The organism is Dyadobacter tibetensis Y620-1 (assembly GCF_000566685.1).
GTDB lineage: Bacteria > Bacteroidota > Bacteroidia > Cytophagales > Spirosomataceae > Dyadobacter > Dyadobacter tibetensis.
Window position 1 is genome coordinate 290821 of record NZ_AZQN01000003.1, and the last position, 21056, is coordinate 311876.

The window sequence follows — 21056 nt, forward strand, 5'->3', positions numbered from 1 at the left end:
TCCATTTTTGGGATTAGAATGATAGATTCAGACCGAACGTAAAGGTTCTGGGAATTGGGATGCTGTTGATGTCAATGCGTTCCGGATCGGGGCCAGTAAAATCGCTTGACTTTGCCAGAAATAGATTTTCTGCCATCAAATATAATCGTACTCTTTCAAGTCCAATTTTTGCAATCAATTCGTTATTAAATGCGTAACCTACCTGCAGGTTTCGGAGTTTAAAATAGGACGTATTCACATTGAAATAATCACTGGGTCGGGTTTCATTATTGACGTCAGAGAGGGTCAGAGCAGGTATACTTGAACTGGTGTTTTGAGGTGTCCAAGCATCAAATACTCCAGGTCCCACATTATCACGGCCTCTAATAAAATGATTGTAGAAAGTGTAGGCGTCATATCCAGATCGTCCAGCGACCCCACTTCCGAATACAGAGAAGTCCCAGCCTTTATAAAAAGCTTCTAACTTTAGATTATATTCGAAGGCTGGAAGGGTAGTCCCAAAGAATACTCGGTCCAAATCGTCTATTTGTCCGTCTCCATTATTGTCAACATAGCGAATGCGACCAGGAGCTGCACCTACCTGGGTGGGAGCAGCATCTACCTCCTGCTGATTTTGAAATAAGCCGTCCGTTTGGTAACCGAAAAGATCGAATTGCGAATGCCCTAGGATTGTCTGAATGGCGTTGCCAGGATAAGCGGCTCTTACTTCCTCTGGTAGCACGGTTATCTTATCTCGAAACCGACTCACGCCCGTCATTACGTTATAGGTAAAATCACCTTTAGGCTTGGCAAAATATCCTAAGGAAAATTCAAATCCATTATTGGTCTTACTAGCTCCATTAACGACCCTAAGCTGACCTTCTCCAACTGCTGATGCTACTGGCGGTGTGATAAGAATATCGCTGGTTTTTCGAGTAAAATAGTCTAAGGATCCCTGAAGTACCCCATTGAAAAAACCGAAATCAATTCCCACATTTAACTCATCAGTTGTTTCCCATTTTAGGTTGGGGTTGGCACCTTGTATGGAGACGAAGCCGGATGGAAGGTTTCCTGTATTAGCGCCGTTAAGATCATAGGCCGTTCCGATATTATAATACTGATCGAAAAAACTGTTATGTCCGTTGGGGTATTGCGACTGACGTGCTCCGTAGCGGGTATCGTACAAGCCATAACGCGCGAGATCACCAATTTCCTGATTTCCAACCCTTCCAACTCCAGCTCTGAGTTTCAGGTTGCTTACTGCTTTTAGCTGGCTAAAAAATTTCTCTTTATCAATTCTCCAGCCCAAAGAAGCTGCCGGAAAAATTCCATATGCGTTTTCGGTACCAAACCTGGAAGAACCATCTCTACGCAGGGTCAAGGCAGCAAGGTAGCGGTCGGAGAATCCATAATCGATTCTTGCGAATTGAGATAATAATCTACTACCCGATCCAGAACCTGAAATATTGGCGTTGCCCGTTCCAGCGCTGAGGACAAAATAATCTTCCGTTTGCTGGGCGAACCCTTCTTTTCTCGCGGTTTCAAAACCGAAATCGTTTTTTATGGCTTCTATTCCCGCCAGAAATTTGAGCCGATGGGCACCCATATCCAGGTTGAAACGGACGGTATTGGACCAGGTAATACTCATAGCCCGATTCTGATCTATTGTTAGATTATTACTGGTTCTGCCAAACGAACCTTCTTCGAAGGCCTGCTCTATATTTTTACTATAATACCGTCCGTTATCGGCTCCTAAACTTGTTCTTAAAAATAAGTTTTTAACGGGTTCTGCCTCAATAAATACATTTCCAAACAGGGTAAGTCTTTTGGTATTATCCCATTTATTAATTTCCTGCATATGGAGAGGGTTGTTGCGGTCGGAATATCCAGAGCCCACTGCTCCACCCCAGCTACCATCTAATGCATAAACAGGGATAGTAGGTGCCAAAGTAATGGCTAAACCCGGGGTTGGAGCCCCCCCAATGTCGGATGCCTGGAGAGTTTCATTTGAAGTCACCATCAGGGCATTGGCTCCTATTTTTAAGTGACCATTGAAGGTGCTGGTATTGGCATTTATTCGTCCACTCAATCGATCATATCCAGTATATCGAAGCATTCCGGTATTTTTATAATAACCCAAGTTAATCGATAAAGCGGAGGTCTTGGTGCCACCCGAAATGGTTAAATCACTATTGGTTATAAAACCTGTTTTGTATATTTCCTTCTGCCAGTTAGTATTTCCAGCCGGCATATTTGGGTCTCCACCTACCAGGGGCTGAACCTTCACTCCGTTTAGTATCGGGTTGGAGAAGTCCTTGTTCCAGTCGAAATCATAAAGTGCTCCGTATCCATCTTCAGGATTAACCTTGTCGTTGACAGAAGCTTGCCAAAGTGCCTTACCTCGGTCAATAGCATTCAACATAGGAAAACGCGCATACTTTTCTGACTGTGTTGAAATACTGCTATTGAAATCTATATTGAGTTTTCCATTGCTATTTATCCCTGTTTTGGTAGTTACAATAATGACACCGTTAGATGCTCTGGAGCCATAGATAGATGCTGCTGATGCATCTTTCAATACCTGTATCGACTCTATGGAACTAGAATTCAAGCCCTGAAAGACCTCGGGACGTTTAGTGGGTACCCCGTCAATAATATAAAGAGGATCTGTATTACCCAGCGTATTAGCTCCTCTGATTAGGATACGAGAGTTGGAACCGTTAGGAGATCCACTTTTTTCGATATAAAGACCGGGCACCCGACCCTGAAGGGCCTGCATTGGATTGCCAGAACTGATGTTTTTGAGTGGTGCCATGTCTACTACAGCAATGGCTCCTGTAAGATCTTCTTTCTTAGATGAAGTATAGCCAACCACGACCACTTCGCTTAGAGCCTTGGAGTCATCTTCTAAAGTAACATCTACCTTAGAACGGTTTCCTACACTGATCTCTTGAGTATTCATACCTACATAGGAAAATACGAGGGTCGCATTTTCTTGAACCCGAATGGTAAACTGTCCTTCAATGTCTGTAACAGTACCATTGGTCGTCCCTTTTTCTAAAATACTCACTCCAGGTAGCCCTGTTCCATCACTAGCAGTTACCTTTCCTGAAATATTGTTTTGGGCAAGCGCTATCTGAATACAGCACCCAAGGGCTAATGCAATTAATAGTAATTGTTTTAACATGATGTTTGATGTTTTATTTTAAGAAAATCCACAAGCATTTGTTCGGAAATAGTAGGAGTGGCACCTTGGTGGGTAGCTACCAGAGCACCTACTCCACAGGCTTTGCAAAGGGCTTCTGGAATAGAAACTCCTTCGAGAAAAAGATGAAGGAACATAGCGAGAAAGGAATCACCGCTCCCAATGGTATCCTGAACTTCTACAGGAAAACCATGCTGCCTGTAAACGCGATCCTGATGCACCACAATGGCACCGTTGGCACCAAGGGTGACACAGACCATCTGTAATTGGAATCGGGCAATCAGGTCTTTAATTTGCGCTTCGAAATCATCTTCCAAACCGTACCATGTAGCGATTAGACTCAGCTCGTTTTCGTTGAGCTTGACAATGTCTGCTCTATAGAGTAATTCTTCTATTGCAGGCTGGTCAAAATAGGGGGGACGAAGATTTACATCGAATACTTTAAGCTTGGCTACCGATAGCAGGTGAAGCAGTGTTTCTTTCGATTGAGCGCCTCTTGCTGCCAAGCTTCCGTAAAGGAAAACATCGGCTTGGGTGACCAACTCAATGTTTTCTGGGGTCAAATGGATATAATCCCATGCTACCGGCTGAACAATTTTATAGGTAACCTCTGTTTTGTCACTAAGATTTACCTTTACGATCCCAGTCAGATGCGTCGTTCCGGTCTGAACTAGTTGGGTAGGGAGCCCTTGGCTTTCCAGGTAGTGCATCAGTTCCTCCCCAAGGTCGTCTGAACCTATCCGGCTGATCAGAATAGGGGCTCCTCCAAAATTTTTGAGGTGAATGGCTACGTTCATTGGAGCGCCGCCCGGCTGTTTTCCTGAGGGAAGCATATCCCAGAGCATCTCGCCAAAAATTACCACTTTAGGTGTCATAATATATGCTATTAATGTTGAATAATATTTTTTCCTACGCCTTCCAGGGACATCCCTTTGGTTTCGGGCATCATGCGCCAGACAAAAATTAATTGTAATACCATCATCAGAGCGAAAAAGGTGAAAGTGGGCCCGCCGCCAAAATACTCGGCGATGATAGGAAAGGAAAAGGCAATCAGGGCGGCCATAATCCAGTGGGTGAAGCTTCCCAGCGCTTGCCCATGAGCACGGACTTCATTGGGAAAGATTTCCGATATAAATACCCAAATAACGGCACCCTGTGAGAAGGCAAAAAATGCTATATACAAGAAGAGAAAGAGGGGTACACCCGAAAAGTCGCCGATGTAAAAGGCCCTTGCCACTAAAGCTAGGGTTATAATAAGTCCTACTGAACCTATTGCCATTAGAGTCCGTCGGCCGAATCGATCAATAAAATTAATGGCAATCAGAGTAAATGTGAAGTTTACGAATCCTACTCCAGCGGAAGACAAAAATGCAGCCTTGGTACCCAGTCCGGTCATTTCGAAAATCCGGGGACTGTAATAGATAATGGCGTTGATTCCAGAGACTTGATTGAATACAGCAAAAAGGATAGCCAGACTCACAGGGGTTTTATATTGTTCCGAAAACAACCTTGCCTTCGGATGGGCTTTCGTGGCTTCTGATGATCGAAGAATGTCCTGTAAAATTTGCTCACTATTGGCTTCATCAATGCGCTGCAAAATATGACGGGCCTGATCGATCATTCCCTTTTTAACGACCAGCCATCTCGGACTCTCTGGGACATATAGTAATGCCACCAGAAAAACGATAGAAGGTAGTGCCTCTATCCCTAACATCCATCGCCAGGCATTGTCGCCCAGACCCTGCATAAAGTAGTTGGAGAAATAAGCAATCAAGATCCCAAAGACCACATTGAACTGAAATAATCCTACCATTTTACCTCGGGACCGGGCCGGGGAAATTTCGGAAATATATAAGGGTGCGGCCACTGAAGATGCTCCCACTCCTAAGCCCCCAAGGAAGCGAAATGCGATAAAGCTGTACCAATCCATTGCCAATGCAGACCCTAGGGCTGAGATTAGGTAGAGTATGGCGATCCATATTAAAACTTTCTTACGACCAAAGCGATCCGTAGGAATACCCCCCAGCATGGCTCCTATTACGGTTCCTATTAGGGCAATGGAGACCGTAAAGCCATGGGCTACAGGGGAAAGGTCCCACAAAGCCTGTATAGCTTTTTCTGCGCCAGAAATTACTGCCGTGTCGAAACCGAAAAGGAAGCCCCCTAGAGCTACTGTGATTGACCAGATTAGTACCTTACTCTTTTTCATGTTGTAGTTCTGATATTTTTGTCAAAACTACGATGGAAGGGTGCTTTGAATAACTAAATATTATCTCAAAAAAGTTAAACTTTGATACTGTTGGTTCGAGTGGCTTTAATCTATTGTATTACAAATAGTTATCACTATTAGGGGGTAAAGTATTAAGATTTATACTTTCGATTTTGAAACAACTTTATTAAATATTGATACATTTTCTGAGCAGGCTCTAAGCTAAAATGGAATTATGAAGGGACAGAATGATAAAAAACTCCGTATTTAACTCTTTTTGTATTCCATGGGCGTTTGTTGGAAACGATTTTTAAAGGCGGTGGAAAAGTAAGTAGGAGAAGAGAAGCCTACCTTATAGGCCACATCAGCAATGGTGTACTCCTCACGGCGCAATAAAAATCGAGCCTTATTTAGTCTCGACTCCTGCAAATATTCATTCACACTCATACCTAGGAGGGCTTTTACTTTTCTATATAATTGCACTCTCGACATGCCTAAGGCGGTGGCTATATCTTCTACACTCAATTCCGATTGTGCAAAATGCTCTTCTATATAGGCCGTGAATTGAGTAATGAATTTTTTGTCTAACTTCTTAGGGACTATAGTGCCGCTATGCTCAATGGGAAGTTCACTGCTATAATGTTCCCGAAGAAGAATCCTGTTTTTCAATAAAGTCTTAACCGTTTCGGCCACCAATTGTAAATTAAAAGGTTTAATGATATAGCTATCTACCCCGGTTTTAATTCCGGCGATCTGCTGCTCTAAACCGCTTTGGGCCGTGAGAAGCATGATGGGAATATGAGAGGTTCGAAAATCAGTTTTCAGCGTTTGGGCCAGGCTTAAGCCATCTTTTCCTGGAAGCATTATATCACTGATTATTAAGTCGGGTATATGGTCGAACGCCAATTTTAAGCCTTCTTCTCCGGTGGAGGCTATCCATATGTCATACTCAGGCTGCAGTTTCTGGGCTAATAATCCGCTGACTTCTTTATGGTCTTCGATGATGAGTATCGATTGCTCCCTACCCTTTACTGACGGGGTATCTATAGCCCATTCTATATCATTTTCCGGCAGATCCATTTCTTCCATATGAGGAAATTCACCTTGGGAAAAAGCAGGAACCCCGTTTTGATTAACTTTTTCTGGTCTCAGTGGAAGCAGAATAGTAAAAGATGTCTCTTCGGATGGTGTACTATGGGCTTCAATGCTACCACCATGCAAGGAAACTAGCTCTTTAGATAGGGCTAATCCCAGGCCGGTCCCTAAGGTTTTGTAGCTCCCTGAACCCTGATAAAAAACTTCGAAGATATGTTCTAAATCGGAAGCGGTCATTCCCGGGCCATTATCTTCTATACGGCACTCGAATTGCTCATCTTCGGTTCGACGTACAAAAATATAAATTCGCCCACCTTTAGGGACAAATTTGAAGGCGTTTGATAATATGTTAAAAATAATTTTGTCGAACATGCCCGGATCGAACCATACCATAATTTCCTTTTCGGAGGTAACCAACTGAAAATCTATCTTTTGTTTCTGAGCCAGCCGCTCGAAGGAGTTCATGATCTGTCTTAAAAATGCCACTATATCTTGTGAATTTCCATGAACCTGCATTTTGCTGCTTTCCAGTTTTCGAAAATCCATAACCTGATTTACAAGACGTAGCAGGCGCAGGGTGTTAACTCGAACCAAAGAAAGTTCTCTTTGAATAGCTGGATAACCAGGTAGGGGTTGCGAAAGCAAATCCTCTATGGGTGCCAGGATGAGCGTTAATGGAGTACGAAATTCATGGCTGATATTCGTAAAAAATTTAAGCTTTGTCTCGTGTTCTTGATCCGCCTGGAGAGCCAGTTGTTCAATCCTATTCTTTTGACTACGAATTTCGGCATTTTGAAGTCCCAGCATATGATTGATCTTACGATTTTCCTTTAAAGAATAGAAAGAAATGATACCGAAGACAAGGGCCAGAATGAGCGAAATTGATACGCCATATATGACTAGGGTTTGGTTTTTGGAGATGATTTGTTGTTGCTCGATTTTTTGCTGGCGACGTTCAATATCTTTTTGCTGTGCTAATACTTTGGTATTTTGAAGCTTCATCATCCTGACGTTGGATGAGTCGATGGCCGTGATGGGAAGTATTTGCTTGCGCTCAAACGCTTTTTTTTGAAGAATTGCCATGGCTGTAGCAATAGCCTCTTCTCCTCCCGTTGGGTATAATATAGTCGCATCAATTTTACCCTGATCCACAAGGTCGACTCCTCCCAGGGGCTTCATGAGCCCGTCCACACCAATGATCTTAACTTTTTCTGAAAGGCCAAGGGCTTCGCAGACGGCATAAGCCGTTAAGGCTCGGCGATCATTTTGGCAAAAAATAAGGTCAATATCTGGGTGGCTGCTGAGGTATTCGCGGAGTGGCTTGGTTAGGTCTCGCTTCTCCCAATTCCCATTCAATTTCTTAACCAATTGTATCTGAGGAATGGGGGAGATAGCTTGAAGAAAGCCCCGATGCCTATCCAGATCAACGGACGATCCGGGCAGTTCGCTGATCTCCAGAATATTCCCCTTCCCTTTAAGCAGATTTCTGGCATAGTCCCCTGCCAAAGCACCGACCTCCCGGTTATCCGCCCCTACATAGGCAGTAAATTGCTCCGAATTAGTCTGCCTATCCAGTATAACGACGGGAATACCCCGATGATAGGCTCGCTCTACTGCCGGGGTGATCGGAGCTGATTCATTGGGAGAGACAATTAGCAAATCTACTTTTTGTTCGATAAGCTGGTCTATTTGACTGATCTGTGTTTCTGTACGGCCATTGGCATCTTTCATCACCAGGGAAACTTCGGGATAGAATGAGAGCTCACGACCCATTCCTTCGACCATGGTTTTTCGCCAGTCATCGGCATTGGTGCATTGAGAAAAACCAATAGTATATCGTGCCGGCTCTTTGTCGGAGCAGCCTGTTAGTAAAACTAAGGAGATAAATAATATGAATATGTATCGGATGCTGGGCATAAGAGCTGGGGGCATTTAAATCAAACATTTATCCACGAAACATGGCTACTCCTAGCTCTTTCGTTTGTGTGGCGGGTGCTCGGTTTTGTAATTTACAAATTAAACTACCTTTTGACTAAATAGGTGATTGGCAAAAGCATAATTCGAAATTTAAATTTATCAGAATATCTGGCTAATTCTAGTCATTTGGTATTTATGTTTAAAAAAGTTGGATTTAAAATAGGGGGAGGGTGGTCTTATTGCCGTCTATTATCATACCTTAACTGTGGGAACCACGCAATAATCTATCTCATGAATGAAGATCAATCTGTTTCGAGAAGAAAGTTTTTAAAGAATACCACAGGTGCTGCCCTGGCACTTACCGTACCTTATTTCGTGCCTAGTTCGGCCTTTGGGGCCAATGATCGGGTACGTGTTGCGGTATTAGGAGTTAATGGACGAGGGCAAAACCATATCAGCGGATTTAATGCCTTAAAGAATGTGGAAGTAGCCACCTTGTGCGATCCCGACAATAATATTTTGCAAACACGTGCGAAGGAGTTTAAAGCGAAAACGGGCAAAACAGTCAGAACAGAAAATGATTTGCGAAAGGTTTTTGACGACAAATCAATTGATGCGGTAAGTATTGCAACTCCTAATCACTGGCATGCACTTTCCATGATCTGGGCGTGCCAGGCTGGAAAAGATGTATATGTAGAGAAACCTGGCTCTCATCATTTTGACGAGGGACGTAAAATGATCGATGCTCAAAAAAAATACAAACGGGTGGTGCAACATGGCGTGCAACTCCGGAGCTCGGCTGCCTTGCAGGAGGCTGTGAAGCACCTGCACGATGGGTTGATAGGTAAGGTTTATATGGCTCGAGGCCTGGTTTATAAGTGGAGACCAGACCTTGGAGATAAGGGGGTAACGAAGGTGCCCGACGGATTGGATTATGACCTCTGGACGGGACCGGCCGAGATGAAACCCTTTTCGGAGAACTATGTGCATTATAATTGGCACTGGCACTGGAACTATGGCAATGGGGATATTGGCAACCAGGGTATTCACGAGACGGATATGTGTTTATGGGGCCTGGGATTAGATACATTTCCTGAAAAGATCACTTCGGCAGGAGGCAAATTTCTCTGGGATGATGCCAAGGAAACTCCCGAATTATTGTCCTCCTCATATATCTATCCTAAAGAGAAAAAAATTATAGAATTTGAAGTCCGTCCCTGGATGACCAACCTGGAAGACGGTGTGGGAATAGGCAATATTTTTTATGGCTCTGAAGGCTATATGGTCATAAAAGGCTATGATTATTACGAAACATTCCTGGGAAAAGACCGAAAGCCTGGCCCGTCCCGTAAGGCGGGGGGAGACCATTTTAAGAACTTTATAGATGCGGTAGTAGCCCAGGACCCTTCTATGGTTAATGGCCCCGTCGAAACAGTACACCTTTCTTCTGGACTGGCGCACTTGGGGAATATTGCATACCGCACGGGTCGAGCCCTTACCTTCGATCCTGTTCAAGAAAAATTTGTAGGGGATAGTGATGCAGACACCTATCTGAAGCGCAAATATCGCAGCCCCTTTTCAATACCAGATAAAGTTTAAGTAGATGTTAATTTGATGTGTGTAATCTCAATTTGAGCCCAGTCGATTGTCTGGGCTCAAATTTTATAGGCATTACTCTACTATACTTGCCTTCATGATGCAGTGCTTGTAAAGCAAACTCAAATATTTGCAGGCAGCTCCTTTGTTTACCACTTACCTGTATGCATCTCTGTTGGGAGGATGTCGAATATTCCATGAGCTGAGGCATATTAACAACTTCAGCAAGAGGAATTCCCTTGACCTTCTGATAATTCGAAGATATTTTTTTGAAAATGGTGCAAATAAAACTTTGACAATTGAGTGACAAAGTGGGGTGTTAATGGTCTGAGTTAACATATCATACACACACTTATCATTTTCATCATGTCGAAAAATAATACCTTCTGGTGGCTATTGTTGTTTGGATGGATAGGCGCCGCAACCTGGTGGCATAATTGTCATATTAAGTTTCTTTGTGACGAGTCCTTCCTCCCTACCACGCACCTCGCCTCCACAGACAGTTATCCCGAATTTAAAATTAATGACGGGGCATCATTTTCTGTTAATTCCGTTTCAAATTTCGGCTTTGCCCGTTCGGGATCTGTTCCTCAGATTTTACCCATAAAGCCTCAGCTAGACTCATTGGTAGCTTATTTAAATCGTAACCCTTCCAAGCGGATAGAATTGAAGGGGTATTATCATACCGCGGAAAGTAACCCTGGCACTTGGCCCAACTTGGGTATAGCAAGAGCCGAAGCGATGAAAGCTTGGTTTGTAGAAATGGGCATAGACGGCAATCGAATATCAACAGCAGGTGTTCTTCACGAGGAACTCGTTTTTGAGGCCGATTCATTGCGAGGTGGTTTGGAGATTGGTTTTGTAAATCCCCAAGAAGCTAGTTTCGGGACAGAAAAGGAACTTGCAGACCAGCAAAAATTTGGCAGCATTTTTGAGCCGCTGGACCTTTATTTTAGTACTGGCAGTAGTCAATATATCAGAAATGCCGACAACGAATCATTCGTTGAGCATGCCATGGCGTATTTGAAGGATCATCCCGACAAGAAATTATTACTTATAGGACACACCGATAATACGGGTAATGAGGCTTCCAATTTGAGCCTATCCCGGCGCCGTGCCGAAGCAGTGAAACAGGTTCTGGTACAACGGGGGATGGCTCGGGAACAGATAGCAATAGAGGGTAAAGGGCAGCAACAACCGAAAGCCGATAATAATACGCCCAGAGGTCGTTCGATCAACCGACGTTGCTCCATTATCGTTCAATAATTTTTCTTAACATTTAACCATACACGGATATGTTTCAATTAAATCCACATGGGTTGACAGATGCCTGGTGGCAGCATTTACTAATGATCGTTGTTGCGACGCTTTTGGGTTATATTATAGGCTTTCGTTCCAGAAAACCGGAAGAAGATATACAAGAACAGGAACTCCTGCGACTCAGCAATGTCCTTGAACATTGCAAACGGGGTTTAACTGCCCAAATACCCAGGGCTGTTCACATGTCTCCAAAGAAGACGACCCAGGCCGATACATCCAGAGAGGACCTGAAGGTAATAGAGGGGATAGGTCCTAAGATAGAAAGAATTTTGAACCATGCGGGGATAAACAACCTGTATCAACTCGCTACGGCATCTACTGATCAGCTAAAAGAGATTTTAGCCGACGCTGGTCCAAAATTCCGTATGCACGACCCTAGTACCTGGGCTCAGCAGGCCCTGATGGCGCATCAGGGTAAGTGGGAGGAATTAAAGGCTTGGCAAGACGAATTGATAGGGGGAAAACCCGAGTAATCCAAGCTTAGCCAATTGTTAAAAGTTTAAAATATAGATCATGATAATATTAAATATAAATCCGTTGAGCCAGCCGGTGGCCATTTCTGAGATGGTGATTATTTTGGCTCTAAGTGCCCTGATAGGTTGGTGGCTCGGAAGGAGAGTGGGTAGGGGGAAGCTGGAGAGGCTGCACAGTGAAGTGTCCGAACTGCAAATGGCGGTTAGCGATTGCCAGCAGCAAACGGAGGAACGGAAAATTCAAGCCATGGCTGCTGTACCATTTCATGTAGAGGACAACTTAAAACTTATAGAAGGCATAGGTCCCATGATCGAAAAACTCCTGAATAATAAGGGCATACACCGGTTCGATCAGTTAGCTGAAATGCATCCCGATAAGATTGCGCAGATTTTGGTGGCAGCCGACAGTCGCAACCAGATGCACAACCCACATACTTGGCCTGAGCAAGCCGCTTTGGCTCGTGATGGAAAATGGGATGAACTTGGGGAGCTTCAGGACCGTCTGGACGGCGGTCGGAGACTCTAGGAGATTATAGGGGAGGAATAAAACAGAAAAAGGCGTCGAATCTATAAATCGACGCCTTTTTTTAATTATTTCAAAGAATCAAAATCAAAAGATTCAAGGTATTTCGTGGTAAAGTTCCCAGACTTGAACCCTGGATCGTCCATAAGCTTAATATGGAAAGGAATGGTTGTTTTAATTCCTTCTAAGACAAATTCTTGCAAGGCACGTTTCATTCGGGTGATTACTTCCTCACGAGACTGTCCACTGACGATCACCTTCGCAATCATGGAGTCGTAATTGGGAGGAATGGTATACCCGCTGTAAACATGGCTATCGATGCGTACTCCATGACCACCGGGGAAATGCAAGTTGGTGATTTTACCAGGAGAGGGACGGAAACCGTTTCCAGGATCCTCGGCATTGATTCTGCATTCCATGGCATAAAGTTGAGGAATGTAGTTGACTCCCGAGATGGGTTCGCCTGCCGCTACTTTAATTTGCTCTTTTATCAGATCGAAGTTGGTAACCTCTTCCGTAATAGGGTGTTCCACCTGAATCCGGGTATTCATTTCCATGAAATAGAAATCGCCATGTTTATCCACTAGGAATTCGACGGTTCCGGCTCCTTCATAACCAATAGCCTGTGCACCTTTAATAGCTGCTGCACCCATTTTTTCCCGCAATTCAGGAGTTATGATAGGAGAGGGGGTCTCTTCTACTAGTTTCTGATGGCGACGTTGAATAGAACAATCTCTTTCGGAAAGATGGCAAACGGTTCCGAATTGGTCCCCAACAATTTGGATTTCGATATGACGAGGCTCCTCGACAAATTTTTCGAGGTATAAGCCATCATTGCCAAAAGCTGCTGCCGATTCCGTACGAGCGTCGGTCCAGGCTTTTTCAAAATCTTCAGGTTTGTTGATAATACGCATGCCACGACCACCACCACCTGCGGTAGCTTTTACAATTACCGGATAGCCAATGCCTTCAGCAAGTCTCTTGCCTTGTTCTACCGATTCGAGTAGACCCTCTGAGCCCGGCACTACCGGAACTCCAGCTTTAATCATCGTTGCTTTGGCAGTAGCCTTGTCGCCCATCCCGTTGATCTGAGCGGCGGTAGCACCGATGAATTTAATTCCGTAATCGGCACAGATTTGTGAAAATTCGGCATTTTCCGATAGGAATCCGTAGCCAGGGTGAATGGCGTCGGCACCAGTAACTTCGGCGGCCGAAATGATATTTTGAATGTTCAGATAGGAGAGTTTGCTCATAGGAGGACCTATGCAAACGGCCTCGTCGGCAAAGCGTACATGCAAGCTATCCCGGTCAGCGGTGGAATATACAGCAACCGTTTTGATGCCCATTTCACGGCAAGTTCTAATGACGCGAAGGGCGATTTCACCCCGGTTGGCGATAAGTATTTTTTTGAACATGAATTGTCAATTAGTTAAAAGCCAATAACGTTCCCAAGCCTTAGGCAGGCTCAACAAGGAATAATGGTTGGTCAAATTCTACTGGGGTGGCATTTTCAACCAGTATTTTTACGATTTTACCAGAAACCTCCGACTCGATTTCGTTGAAGAGCTTCATCGCTTCGATAACGCAAACAGTTTGTCCGGGCGTAATGGCATCGCCTACATTTGAGAATGCTGGTGACTCAGGGCTTGCGGCACGGTAAAACGTACCGATCATCGGCGATTTGATAGTAATCAGATTGTCGGCAGCTGGAGCGGCTTCAACGGGTGCGGGGGCAGCTGCCGCCGGTGATGGTTCCACAGGCTGTGCTGCTACAGGTGCTGGCGCAGGAGCGGCAAAGCTGGACGTGGTGGAAACCGGCGTTGGTCCCGATCCATATCTTTTTACCTTGATCTTCAGATCGTTGGTTTCAATATTCACCTCATCCAGTCCAGACTGCGCAATGAAGTCAATTAGTTTTTGTATTTCTTTAGTTTCCATTTGGTTCAATGTTATGATATAGATTTGAACTCCGGTACCTGACTCTTATAAGCACCGGGCTGTCAAGATATACTAGATGAATACTAGATTAAGATTTTACCCTCTCCACGTAATCGTAAGTACGGGTATCTACCTTTATTTTTTGCCCTTCGTCGATAAATAAAGGTACCATAATTCGGGCACCAGTCTCTACTTCTACTGCTTTTTTGGGAGAATTAGCGGTATCGCCTTTCAGCCCTGGTTCAGAATACGTTACCATCAGTTCCACAAACGGAGGTAATTCGCAGAGTAGGGCCACATCATTTTCGGTATTGATAAGGATTTCTACTTCTTGCCCCTCCTTCATCAGGTCAGCATTGGTCACCAGTTTTTCGTCGATCAATACTTGGTCGAAGGTTTCGGCGTTCATAAAGTTGTAGCCCATATCGTCCTTATACAGGTATTGAAACTTGTGACGCTCCACTCGTACAGGGAAAATAGTGGCTCCAGAAGAGAAGGTATTGTCCAATACTTTTCCGGTGGTAAGGCTTTTGATTTTGGTACGAACGAAGGCGTTTCCTTTTCCTGGTTTCACATGTTGAAACTCAATTACCTGAAACAGGTCGTGGTTGAAATTGATTACCAGTCCGTTACGTAAATCTGCAGTATTTGCCATAATTGTATTTGATTATTAATTAGTATCCCCATTTGAGATACAATGCACCCCAAGTAAAGCCTCCACCAAAGGCGGCTAAGACCAGGTTATCACCTTTCTTAAGTTTCGATTCAAAGTCCCATAAACAAAGAGGGATGGTTGCTGAAGTGGTGTTTCCATATCGATCGATATTCATCATCACTTTATCCATGCCTACACCCATGCGGTTAGCGGTAGCCTCAATGATGCGGCGATTTGCCTGATGGGGTACCAGCCAGTCGACACTATGGCCATCGAGCTGATTTTTTTCCATGATTTCGGCCGCTATGTCAGCCATATTTTTTACGGCAAATTTAAATACCTGGGCTCCATCCTGGAACACATAGTGCATTTTTTGGTCTACCGTTTCATGTGTGGGTGGATAGCGACTCCCTCCTCCTTTTTGATTCAGGTACGGATATCCCGAGCCATCTGAGCGAATAATAGAGTCTATAATTCCATTGCCCTCCGTATCGGCTTCCAGCAGGGCGGCTCCGGCTCCATCCCCAAATAAAATACAGGTTTTACGGTCAGTATAGTCTACTATAGACGACATTTTGTCGGCTCCTACGACGATAACTTTTTTGTATTTCCCTGTTTCAATGAACTGGGACGCCATCGTAAGTGCGTATACAAAACCAGAGCAGGCCGCCTGAATGTCAAAGCTTCCGACGTTGCGAATGCCTACCATGTCACAGATCAGATTGGCTGTGCAGGGAAAAATAAAGTCGGGAGTAGTGGTGGCACAGATCAATAGATCGATGTCTTCTGGTGCCGTGTTAGTCTTTTTGAGCAGTCCTTTAACGGCCTCGGCTCCCATATGGGAACTGCCTAAGCCTTCTCCTTTGAGAATATGTCTTTCTTTTATCCCGGTACGGCTAACGATCCATTCGTCGTTAGTAGCAACCATCTGTTCCAACTCGGCATTGGTGAGGATATAATCGGGTACATACCCATGTATTCCCGTAATAGAGGCTCTGATTTGGGTCATGATTTATTGGTAGCAGTCAAAATCCCACTGGATTTTGGTGAAGGACAAGATCGGATTTTTGTATCATCAGAGGTTGAGCCGTATAATTTCATTATGCAATTAATTCAATGCTTGTGCAATGTGCAAATAAGCCTTGGATTTTACCTGTTTATAGGCCCAACTCACCATATTTTTTATGGCTAGAGGAGAAGAAATGCCGTGAGCGATCATTACATTTCCGTTAACGCCTACGATGGGGCTTCCCCCGATGGCCTCATAATTCGTCTGATCGATGAAATCATCCTGAATTCCCCGGCTCTTGGTAATCTCATAGAGCGATTCGCCCAGCTTAAACATAATGTTGCCGGTAAAACCATCGGTAACGATCACATCTGCCTTGTTGGTAAATAGATCCTTGCCTTCAATATTTCCTATAAAGTTAATCTTCTTATTTTGTTCCAGTAGGGGATAAGTGGCCTGGGCCGTAAGAGAGCCTTTCTGGGCTTCTTCTCCAATATTCATCAGGGCTACCCGAGGCCTTTCTATCTGGAAGGTGTGTTGTGCAAATAAGGAAGCAAGCTCACCGAACTGAGCCAAAACTTCAGGCTTACAATCGGCATTGGCACCGATATCCATCATGACCGCATGGCCCCCGCCTACCTGAGGTACAAAGCCAGCAATAGCAGGCCTTAGCACTCCTTCGATAGCTTTTATACTGAATAGGGCCCCTACATGCATGGCTCCTGTGTTGCCTGCACTACAAAAAATATCCACTTCTTTTTCTTTAAGAAGCTTAAATCCAATAGCTATGCTGGAGTTGGGTTTCTGTGAGAGTGCTTTTGTGGGATGCTCACCCATTTCTATCACATCTTCGGCGTGTACAATATCAATATTGGTAGGTAAGTAATTAAGTCTGTTAAAAACATCCGTAATAGCACTTTCCCTGCCTATTAATACTATTCTAGCATCCGAAGGTAGCTCAGAAGCAGCCATAATGGCGCCTTCAATAATTGCCTGTGGAGCTAAATCTCCCCCCATAGCATCTACCGCAATTTTCATTTACACGCAGTTTTTTTACTGATAAGTTTAGAAATCAAAGGTGTAAATTTAGCAGATGTGCTTACTAAAAAAGAATTTCGTAACAACTTTATACAAGTATATTACGAAATTCTCTTTTCATCTTCTGAAATCTAAACCGTTTTGCTGTAGTTTTCCACTACCACTTTGCCTCTATACACTAAGTTGCCTTCGTGTACGTGTGCACGGTGAAATTGGTGAATCTCGCCGGTAGAAGAATCTACCCCTAATTGCTTTCCTGTAAGGAAGTCATGTGCTCTGCGCGTATCGCGACGGCGTGAAGAGATTTTCCGCTTAGGATGTGCCATGATATTATGTTCTAATTGTTAACTTTCGATTATTATATTAATTGGGTCCCTCTTTAGGGATAAAATGCTATTCAGTGTCTCCCTTCAGCTTTTTTAAAGCTGCCCAGCGAGGGTCGATCGCTTCGGCATCCTCCTGGTCGGCTCCTGGAACTGCCCGTTCAGAACTATATACCAGGATTACTTCGTCATCCTCTTGCGAAAATTCCGTGTTGTCGTCGTCCTGGCGATGGTCGGGGTGAATCTTCTTGTATGGCAGGGCCAAAGCAATAAATTCAAAAATATATCTCGCAACATTGACCCGATTGGTATTTCGGTTAATGAGCACGATCTCGTCGGATAACTCCTCGTCACGGTCGCCAAATTTTAAAATTAACCGCTCCTCCGATTCAAAGGCCTCTTCAAATGGCTCCAGACTACGGTCGCAAATTAAGCCTACTGTTCCTTCCATGTGAAAGGTGAACTGTAGCATCGTTGAAGATTTGACCATGACAATTCTAGTCTTGAACTGCCCGCTTTCGATCAGATCCTGCTCTAACTCCTCAAAAAAAGCGTCTCCCGACTCCATTTCATAGACATACTGTTTGTCTTCCAAACCGTAAATGTCTATGTTATATTTACTTAGCTCTTTCACTTGTTTCGATAAAAGGACTGCAAAGGTAGTACCTTTTTTAATTGTATGAAAACTATCTTTAAAAATTTATTAACCTGAAAAGCCTAATGGCCCTGACACTGCCAGAGCCAGCAGATCATTTCGCATGCAAGGGCTTTATTATTATGGGGTTATGATCGCCTGGATCCGCTAGGCCCAACGCTCCATTTCAGGGCTTGATTCCCCTAATTATCGGTCAGACTTTCCTGGCCGGATTGCCAAAAAAGGTGGCCTTGGCGGGTACATTTTCCACTACCACCGATCCAGCACCGATCCGTGCACCTTTGCCGATCTCTACCCCTGCCACAATAATGGCTCCAGAGCCTATAAATGCCCCCTCTCCAATTTTTGCCCGGTCGTTAATGATGGCTCCGGCCCCGATTGTCACAAAATCGTCTACCTGAACCGAACCATCAAGGATTGCTCCGGAGAGTATGAGCCCATGGTGGCCCAATTGCGATAGGGGGCCTATAGTTACCTTGGATGCAATTAAGTTTCCATGTCCTAGAGTCGCCGTTTGTGCGATGTAGGCCGTGTCGTGAATGGCATTTACAGGCATTACCTGATATTCCTTGGTTAGGGTTTTAGCGAGACGTTCGCGAACAGAGCGCTCGCCTATAGCTAAAAATGCCTCACATTTACTGCCGAGAATTTTCAAAAAAGTAGGATCGTCGGTGCTGCCTAAAACGCTAATCTCGCCGTATTCCTTACCATGCAGATCTTCGCGATCGTCGAGTAGACCATATACTACTACATTATTTCTTTTAAAAATTTCTAAGGCTTTAAGACCTAAATCGCCTGCACCTATGATTAACACTGGATTTTCCATATACTTTGATTATGCGCGGCCCGCCCCAGCGGATGCCTTTCCTATTGTTTTGTTGTTCTTGATTCTTACTAACAGCAATTCCTACAAAAAGGTTACTCTAAAGACGAATGGGCTGCTATATGGAGAAAGATTCTGACCACTATATTGATCAATCTGATTATTATAATTCAAATTATATAGAATGGATAAATGAACTCCTTTAGTGAATCGCCCGCCCAATGGCTGGGTATAGGATGCGCCCACCATGGGTGAGCCTAACCATTGTCGTTTCTGGTAGGAAGCCTCTACATTCATGGCTTCATATTCTGCAATGATATTGACCATAGGTACAACGGCATACATCAAAAAGCCTCGTCCTCCGTAATAGGCCGTATTGATTCCGTAGTATTTGGAACGGAAATACATGAGAGTAGCTCCTACTCCTCCTACAAGTTTTTCAGTCAGTTCGTAACCCGCCATAGGAGATAGATTAATATTGGTGACCGATCCGAGGCTGAGTCCAAAGCTTCCACCTAAACGAACGCGCTCAATAGGAGGGCGCATACTGAATTCTGAGGGGCCTTCCAGATCGCTTATACGGGGAGTTCGTTCGGTAGGCTTGTATTCTACCGGCTTCTCAGTTCTTAAGGAATCGGGCCGGTAATACTCTTGATCTTGCGCCCAGGCGCTATTTATGGAAAGCAAAATCAGAAGTGTGAGTAGGGTCGTGCAGATTTTAAATTTCATTTAATTGTCGTTTATTTGGTCTGATTGATTATTGTAACGATTAAGTGTCTTACTTTGGTTTATTTGGCCAAAAGTATCCACTTTTATCCCTATTTAATACTTATGCATTACCATATCTCTGCTGAGGACCCACTTTCACATTTTATAGACATCGTCTGGAGTATTGACCAAGTCGCCGAACCGGAGATAGAAATACAACTTCCTGCCTGGCGTCCCGGGAGATATGAGATTCAAAACTTCGCCAAAAATATTCAAAAAATAGAAGCCCTCGCAGAGGATGGCTCGAAACTATTTATAGGAAAAGTAAGCAAAGATCGTTGGCGAATTTTGCCGGAAGGTCATTCGAAGGTGATAGTTCGGTATCGCTATTTTGCTCAGGTTCAGAATGCGGGTACTAGTTATGTGGACGATACGCTTTGGTACCTTAATTTTATCAATTTTGCCATGTATGTGGAAGGACGAATCAATGAACCTTACCAGGTTAGTCTTGCCCTTCCACAGGGGTATCGCATCGCTACCGGCCTGAAACGAGAAGGCAATACCCTGTTAGCACCTGACTTTTATGCCTTAGTTGACAGCCCTCTTCTGGCTTCATCTACCCTTCAAAAAGTGGAATACAAAGTCGGTGCTGTCGATTTCTACGTTTGGATGCATGGTGCGCTTAAGCCCAATTGGGAACGTATTTTATATGATTTCCGCAGGTTCACTGCTGAGCAAATCGCTACTATGGGGTCCTTCCCTGAACGGGAATATCATTTTTTGAATCTGATTCTGCCCACTCCATACTATCACGGAGTTGAGCACCGAAACTCCACCATGGTAGTGCTAGGGCCCGACGCAGAAGGCGATGAATTGCATACAGATCTGCTGGGAGTAAGCGCTCATGAATTGTTTCATGCCTGGAATGTCATTCGTATCCGACCGTTGGAGTTACTTCCCTACGACTTCACCCGGGAAAACTATTTCAATACCTGTTTTGTGGCCGAAGGTTGTACCACGTATTATGGTGATCTATTTTTGAAAAGATCAGGTGTTTTTGGATTAGATGAATATATTAAAGAGCTTGAAGTCTATATGAAGCGGCATTTTGAAGGAAGTAACCAGGCTTCACAATCCCTGCTGGAGTCGTCCTATGACCTCTGGCTTGACGGTTATGAAAGAGGTATTCCGGGCAGGAAGGTTTCGGTTTATCATAAGGGAGCCTTGGTGGCACTTATTCTGGACCTTTTTCTGCGTAAGAAATCGAACCATAGCCAATCCCTGGACGACGTAATGCGCCTCATGTGGACTCGGTTTGGTGAGCCTTTTAAAGGGTATACCCTGCAGGATTACCAACAGGTGGTGGAGGAGGTTGCCGGAGAAAAGTTAGACTGGTATTGGGATTCCTGTGTGGCTGGTTCGGCTCCATTGGCTCCTATTCTGAATGATGCTCTCGCTTTCGTGGGGCTTCAAATGAATATTTCGGAAGGGGGACAGGTGGCGGTGGTTGTTCGGCACGGAGGACAGTTTCAACCTGACCGGGAAGCATGGCTGGCTTCCTGCCAGAAATGAAGCTGAATAGGGGCTCAA

At 44.3% G+C, this 21056-nt stretch carries 18 protein-coding genes; 5 read left to right on the plus strand and 13 right to left on the minus strand.

From position 1 onward, the window contains the following. Positions 1-13 precede the first annotated feature (13 nt). The 4 genes from X939_RS0108270 to X939_RS0108285 form a co-directional block, all read right to left on the minus strand. Positions 14-3166 carry a SusC/RagA family TonB-linked outer membrane protein gene (locus X939_RS0108270; protein ID WP_025762791.1) on the minus strand — a complete coding sequence of 1051 codons (3153 nt, stop codon included), beginning with the start codon at positions 3164-3166 and terminating at the stop codon, positions 14-16. Next, a complete protein-coding gene (locus X939_RS0108275) occupies positions 3160-4059 on the minus strand; it encodes a carbohydrate kinase family protein (RefSeq protein WP_025762792.1) in 900 nt (299 codons plus the stop codon). Before X939_RS0108275 ends, X939_RS0108270 begins: the two co-directional genes overlap by 7 nt. A gap of 11 nt (positions 4060-4070) precedes the next feature. Beyond that, positions 4071-5393, minus strand: a complete 1323-nt coding sequence (locus X939_RS0108280; RefSeq protein WP_025762793.1) for a sugar porter family MFS transporter — start codon at positions 5391-5393, stop codon at positions 4071-4073. A gap of 267 nt (positions 5394-5660) precedes the next feature. Continuing rightward, on the minus strand, positions 5661-8420 hold the full coding sequence (locus X939_RS0108285) for a hybrid sensor histidine kinase/response regulator transcription factor (RefSeq protein ID WP_044198831.1): 2760 nt from the start codon (positions 8418-8420) through the stop codon (positions 5661-5663). A gap of 276 nt (positions 8421-8696) precedes the next feature. On the opposite strand from X939_RS0108285, the gene X939_RS0108290 reads away from it, so the two are divergent. The 4 genes from X939_RS0108290 to X939_RS22955 all read left to right on the plus strand — a co-directional run bounded on the left by X939_RS0108290 (position 8697) and on the right by X939_RS22955 (position 12320). After that, on the plus strand, positions 8697-10004 hold the full coding sequence (locus tag X939_RS0108290) for a Gfo/Idh/MocA family protein (protein WP_025762795.1): 1308 nt from the start codon (positions 8697-8699) through the stop codon (positions 10002-10004). 363 nt (positions 10005-10367) lie between these two features. After that, entirely contained in the window at positions 10368-11267 is a 900-nt protein-coding gene (locus tag X939_RS0108295) for an OmpA family protein (RefSeq protein WP_025762796.1), read from the plus strand. A gap of 29 nt (positions 11268-11296) precedes the next feature. Further along, positions 11297-11794, plus strand: a complete 498-nt coding sequence (locus X939_RS22950; RefSeq protein WP_025762797.1) for a helix-hairpin-helix domain-containing protein — start codon at positions 11297-11299, stop codon at positions 11792-11794. A 40-nt stretch (positions 11795-11834) separates the two neighbouring features. Continuing rightward, positions 11835-12320 (plus strand): helix-hairpin-helix domain-containing protein, encoded by a 486-nt coding sequence (locus X939_RS22955; protein ID WP_025762798.1) that lies wholly within the window; start codon positions 11835-11837, stop codon positions 12318-12320. Between the two features lie 65 nt (positions 12321-12385). Here the strand turns inward: X939_RS22955 and accC are convergent, their stop codons facing one another. From accC to X939_RS0108345, 9 genes are all read right to left on the minus strand, one after another. Next, positions 12386-13732, minus strand: coding sequence for an acetyl-CoA carboxylase biotin carboxylase subunit (accC, locus tag X939_RS0108310; RefSeq protein WP_025762799.1), 1347 nt, complete (start codon positions 13730-13732; stop codon positions 12386-12388). A 40-nt stretch (positions 13733-13772) separates the two neighbouring features. After that, positions 13773-14255 carry an acetyl-CoA carboxylase biotin carboxyl carrier protein gene (gene accB, locus X939_RS0108315; protein WP_025762800.1) on the minus strand — a complete coding sequence of 161 codons (483 nt, stop codon included), beginning with the start codon at positions 14253-14255 and terminating at the stop codon, positions 13773-13775. Between the two features lie 88 nt (positions 14256-14343). Further along, positions 14344-14910: an elongation factor P gene (efp, locus tag X939_RS0108320; RefSeq protein WP_025762801.1), complete on the minus strand. Its 567-nt coding sequence runs from the start codon at positions 14908-14910 to the stop codon at positions 14344-14346. 19 nt (positions 14911-14929) lie between these two features. After that, positions 14930-15919, minus strand: coding sequence for a beta-ketoacyl-ACP synthase III (locus X939_RS0108325; protein WP_025762802.1), 990 nt, complete (start codon positions 15917-15919; stop codon positions 14930-14932). A 99-nt stretch (positions 15920-16018) separates the two neighbouring features. Next, a complete protein-coding gene (gene plsX, locus X939_RS0108330; protein WP_025762803.1) occupies positions 16019-16957 on the minus strand; it encodes a phosphate acyltransferase PlsX in 939 nt (312 codons plus the stop codon). A 131-nt stretch (positions 16958-17088) separates the two neighbouring features. After that, positions 17089-17283, minus strand: a complete 195-nt coding sequence (gene rpmF / locus X939_RS23300) for a 50S ribosomal protein L32 (RefSeq protein WP_084299365.1) — start codon at positions 17281-17283, stop codon at positions 17089-17091. Between the two features lie 67 nt (positions 17284-17350). After that, positions 17351-17914, minus strand: a complete 564-nt coding sequence (locus X939_RS0108335; protein WP_025762804.1) for a YceD family protein — start codon at positions 17912-17914, stop codon at positions 17351-17353. A 214-nt stretch (positions 17915-18128) separates the two neighbouring features. Further along, a complete protein-coding gene (locus tag X939_RS0108340) occupies positions 18129-18761 on the minus strand; it encodes a NeuD/PglB/VioB family sugar acetyltransferase (RefSeq protein WP_025762805.1) in 633 nt (210 codons plus the stop codon). Positions 18762-18842: 81 nt separating this feature from the next. Continuing rightward, the gene (locus X939_RS0108345) at positions 18843-19487 is read right to left on the minus strand and encodes a hypothetical protein (RefSeq protein WP_025762806.1); all 645 of its coding nucleotides are present in this window, start codon (positions 19485-19487) and stop codon (positions 18843-18845) included. Positions 19488-19589: 102 nt separating this feature from the next. Between X939_RS0108345 and X939_RS0108350 the strand changes: the two genes are divergently transcribed. Continuing rightward, a complete protein-coding gene (locus tag X939_RS0108350) occupies positions 19590-21038 on the plus strand; it encodes a M61 family metallopeptidase (RefSeq protein WP_025762807.1) in 1449 nt (482 codons plus the stop codon). The last annotated feature ends 18 nt before the right edge of the window (positions 21039-21056 follow it).

What these genes read in the sequence shown, in the direction of transcription:
- X939_RS0108270 (WP_025762791.1), bottom strand. Translation starts at nt 3,166, where the DNA reads ATGTTAAAACAATTACTATTAATTGCATTAGCCCTTGGGTGCTGTATT.
- X939_RS0108275 (WP_025762792.1), bottom strand. Translation starts at nt 4,059, where the DNA reads ATGACACCTAAAGTGGTAATTTTTGGCGAGATGCTCTGGGATATGCTT.
- X939_RS0108280 (WP_025762793.1), bottom strand. Translation starts at nt 5,393, where the DNA reads ATGAAAAAGAGTAAGGTACTAATCTGGTCAATCACAGTAGCTCTAGGG.
- X939_RS0108285 (WP_044198831.1), bottom strand. Translation starts at nt 8,420, where the DNA reads ATGCCCCCAGCTCTTATGCCCAGCATCCGATACATATTCATATTATTT.
- X939_RS0108290 (WP_025762795.1), top strand. Translation starts at nt 8,697, where the DNA reads ATGAATGAAGATCAATCTGTTTCGAGAAGAAAGTTTTTAAAGAATACC.
- X939_RS0108295 (WP_025762796.1), top strand. Translation starts at nt 10,368, where the DNA reads ATGTCGAAAAATAATACCTTCTGGTGGCTATTGTTGTTTGGATGGATA.
- X939_RS22950 (WP_025762797.1), top strand. Translation starts at nt 11,297, where the DNA reads ATGTTTCAATTAAATCCACATGGGTTGACAGATGCCTGGTGGCAGCAT.
- X939_RS22955 (WP_025762798.1), top strand. Translation starts at nt 11,835, where the DNA reads ATGATAATATTAAATATAAATCCGTTGAGCCAGCCGGTGGCCATTTCT.
- accC (WP_025762799.1), bottom strand. Translation starts at nt 13,732, where the DNA reads ATGTTCAAAAAAATACTTATCGCCAACCGGGGTGAAATCGCCCTTCGC.
- accB (WP_025762800.1), bottom strand. Translation starts at nt 14,255, where the DNA reads ATGGAAACTAAAGAAATACAAAAACTAATTGACTTCATTGCGCAGTCT.
- efp (WP_025762801.1), bottom strand. Translation starts at nt 14,910, where the DNA reads ATGGCAAATACTGCAGATTTACGTAACGGACTGGTAATCAATTTCAAC.
- X939_RS0108325 (WP_025762802.1), bottom strand. Translation starts at nt 15,919, where the DNA reads ATGACCCAAATCAGAGCCTCTATTACGGGAATACATGGGTATGTACCC.
- plsX (WP_025762803.1), bottom strand. Translation starts at nt 16,957, where the DNA reads ATGAAAATTGCGGTAGATGCTATGGGGGGAGATTTAGCTCCACAGGCA.
- rpmF (WP_084299365.1), bottom strand. Translation starts at nt 17,283, where the DNA reads ATGGCACATCCTAAGCGGAAAATCTCTTCACGCCGTCGCGATACGCGC.
- X939_RS0108340 (WP_025762805.1), bottom strand. Translation starts at nt 18,761, where the DNA reads ATGGAAAATCCAGTGTTAATCATAGGTGCAGGCGATTTAGGTCTTAAA.
- X939_RS0108345 (WP_025762806.1), bottom strand. Translation starts at nt 19,487, where the DNA reads ATGAAATTTAAAATCTGCACGACCCTACTCACACTTCTGATTTTGCTT.
- X939_RS0108350 (WP_025762807.1), top strand. Translation starts at nt 19,590, where the DNA reads ATGCATTACCATATCTCTGCTGAGGACCCACTTTCACATTTTATAGAC.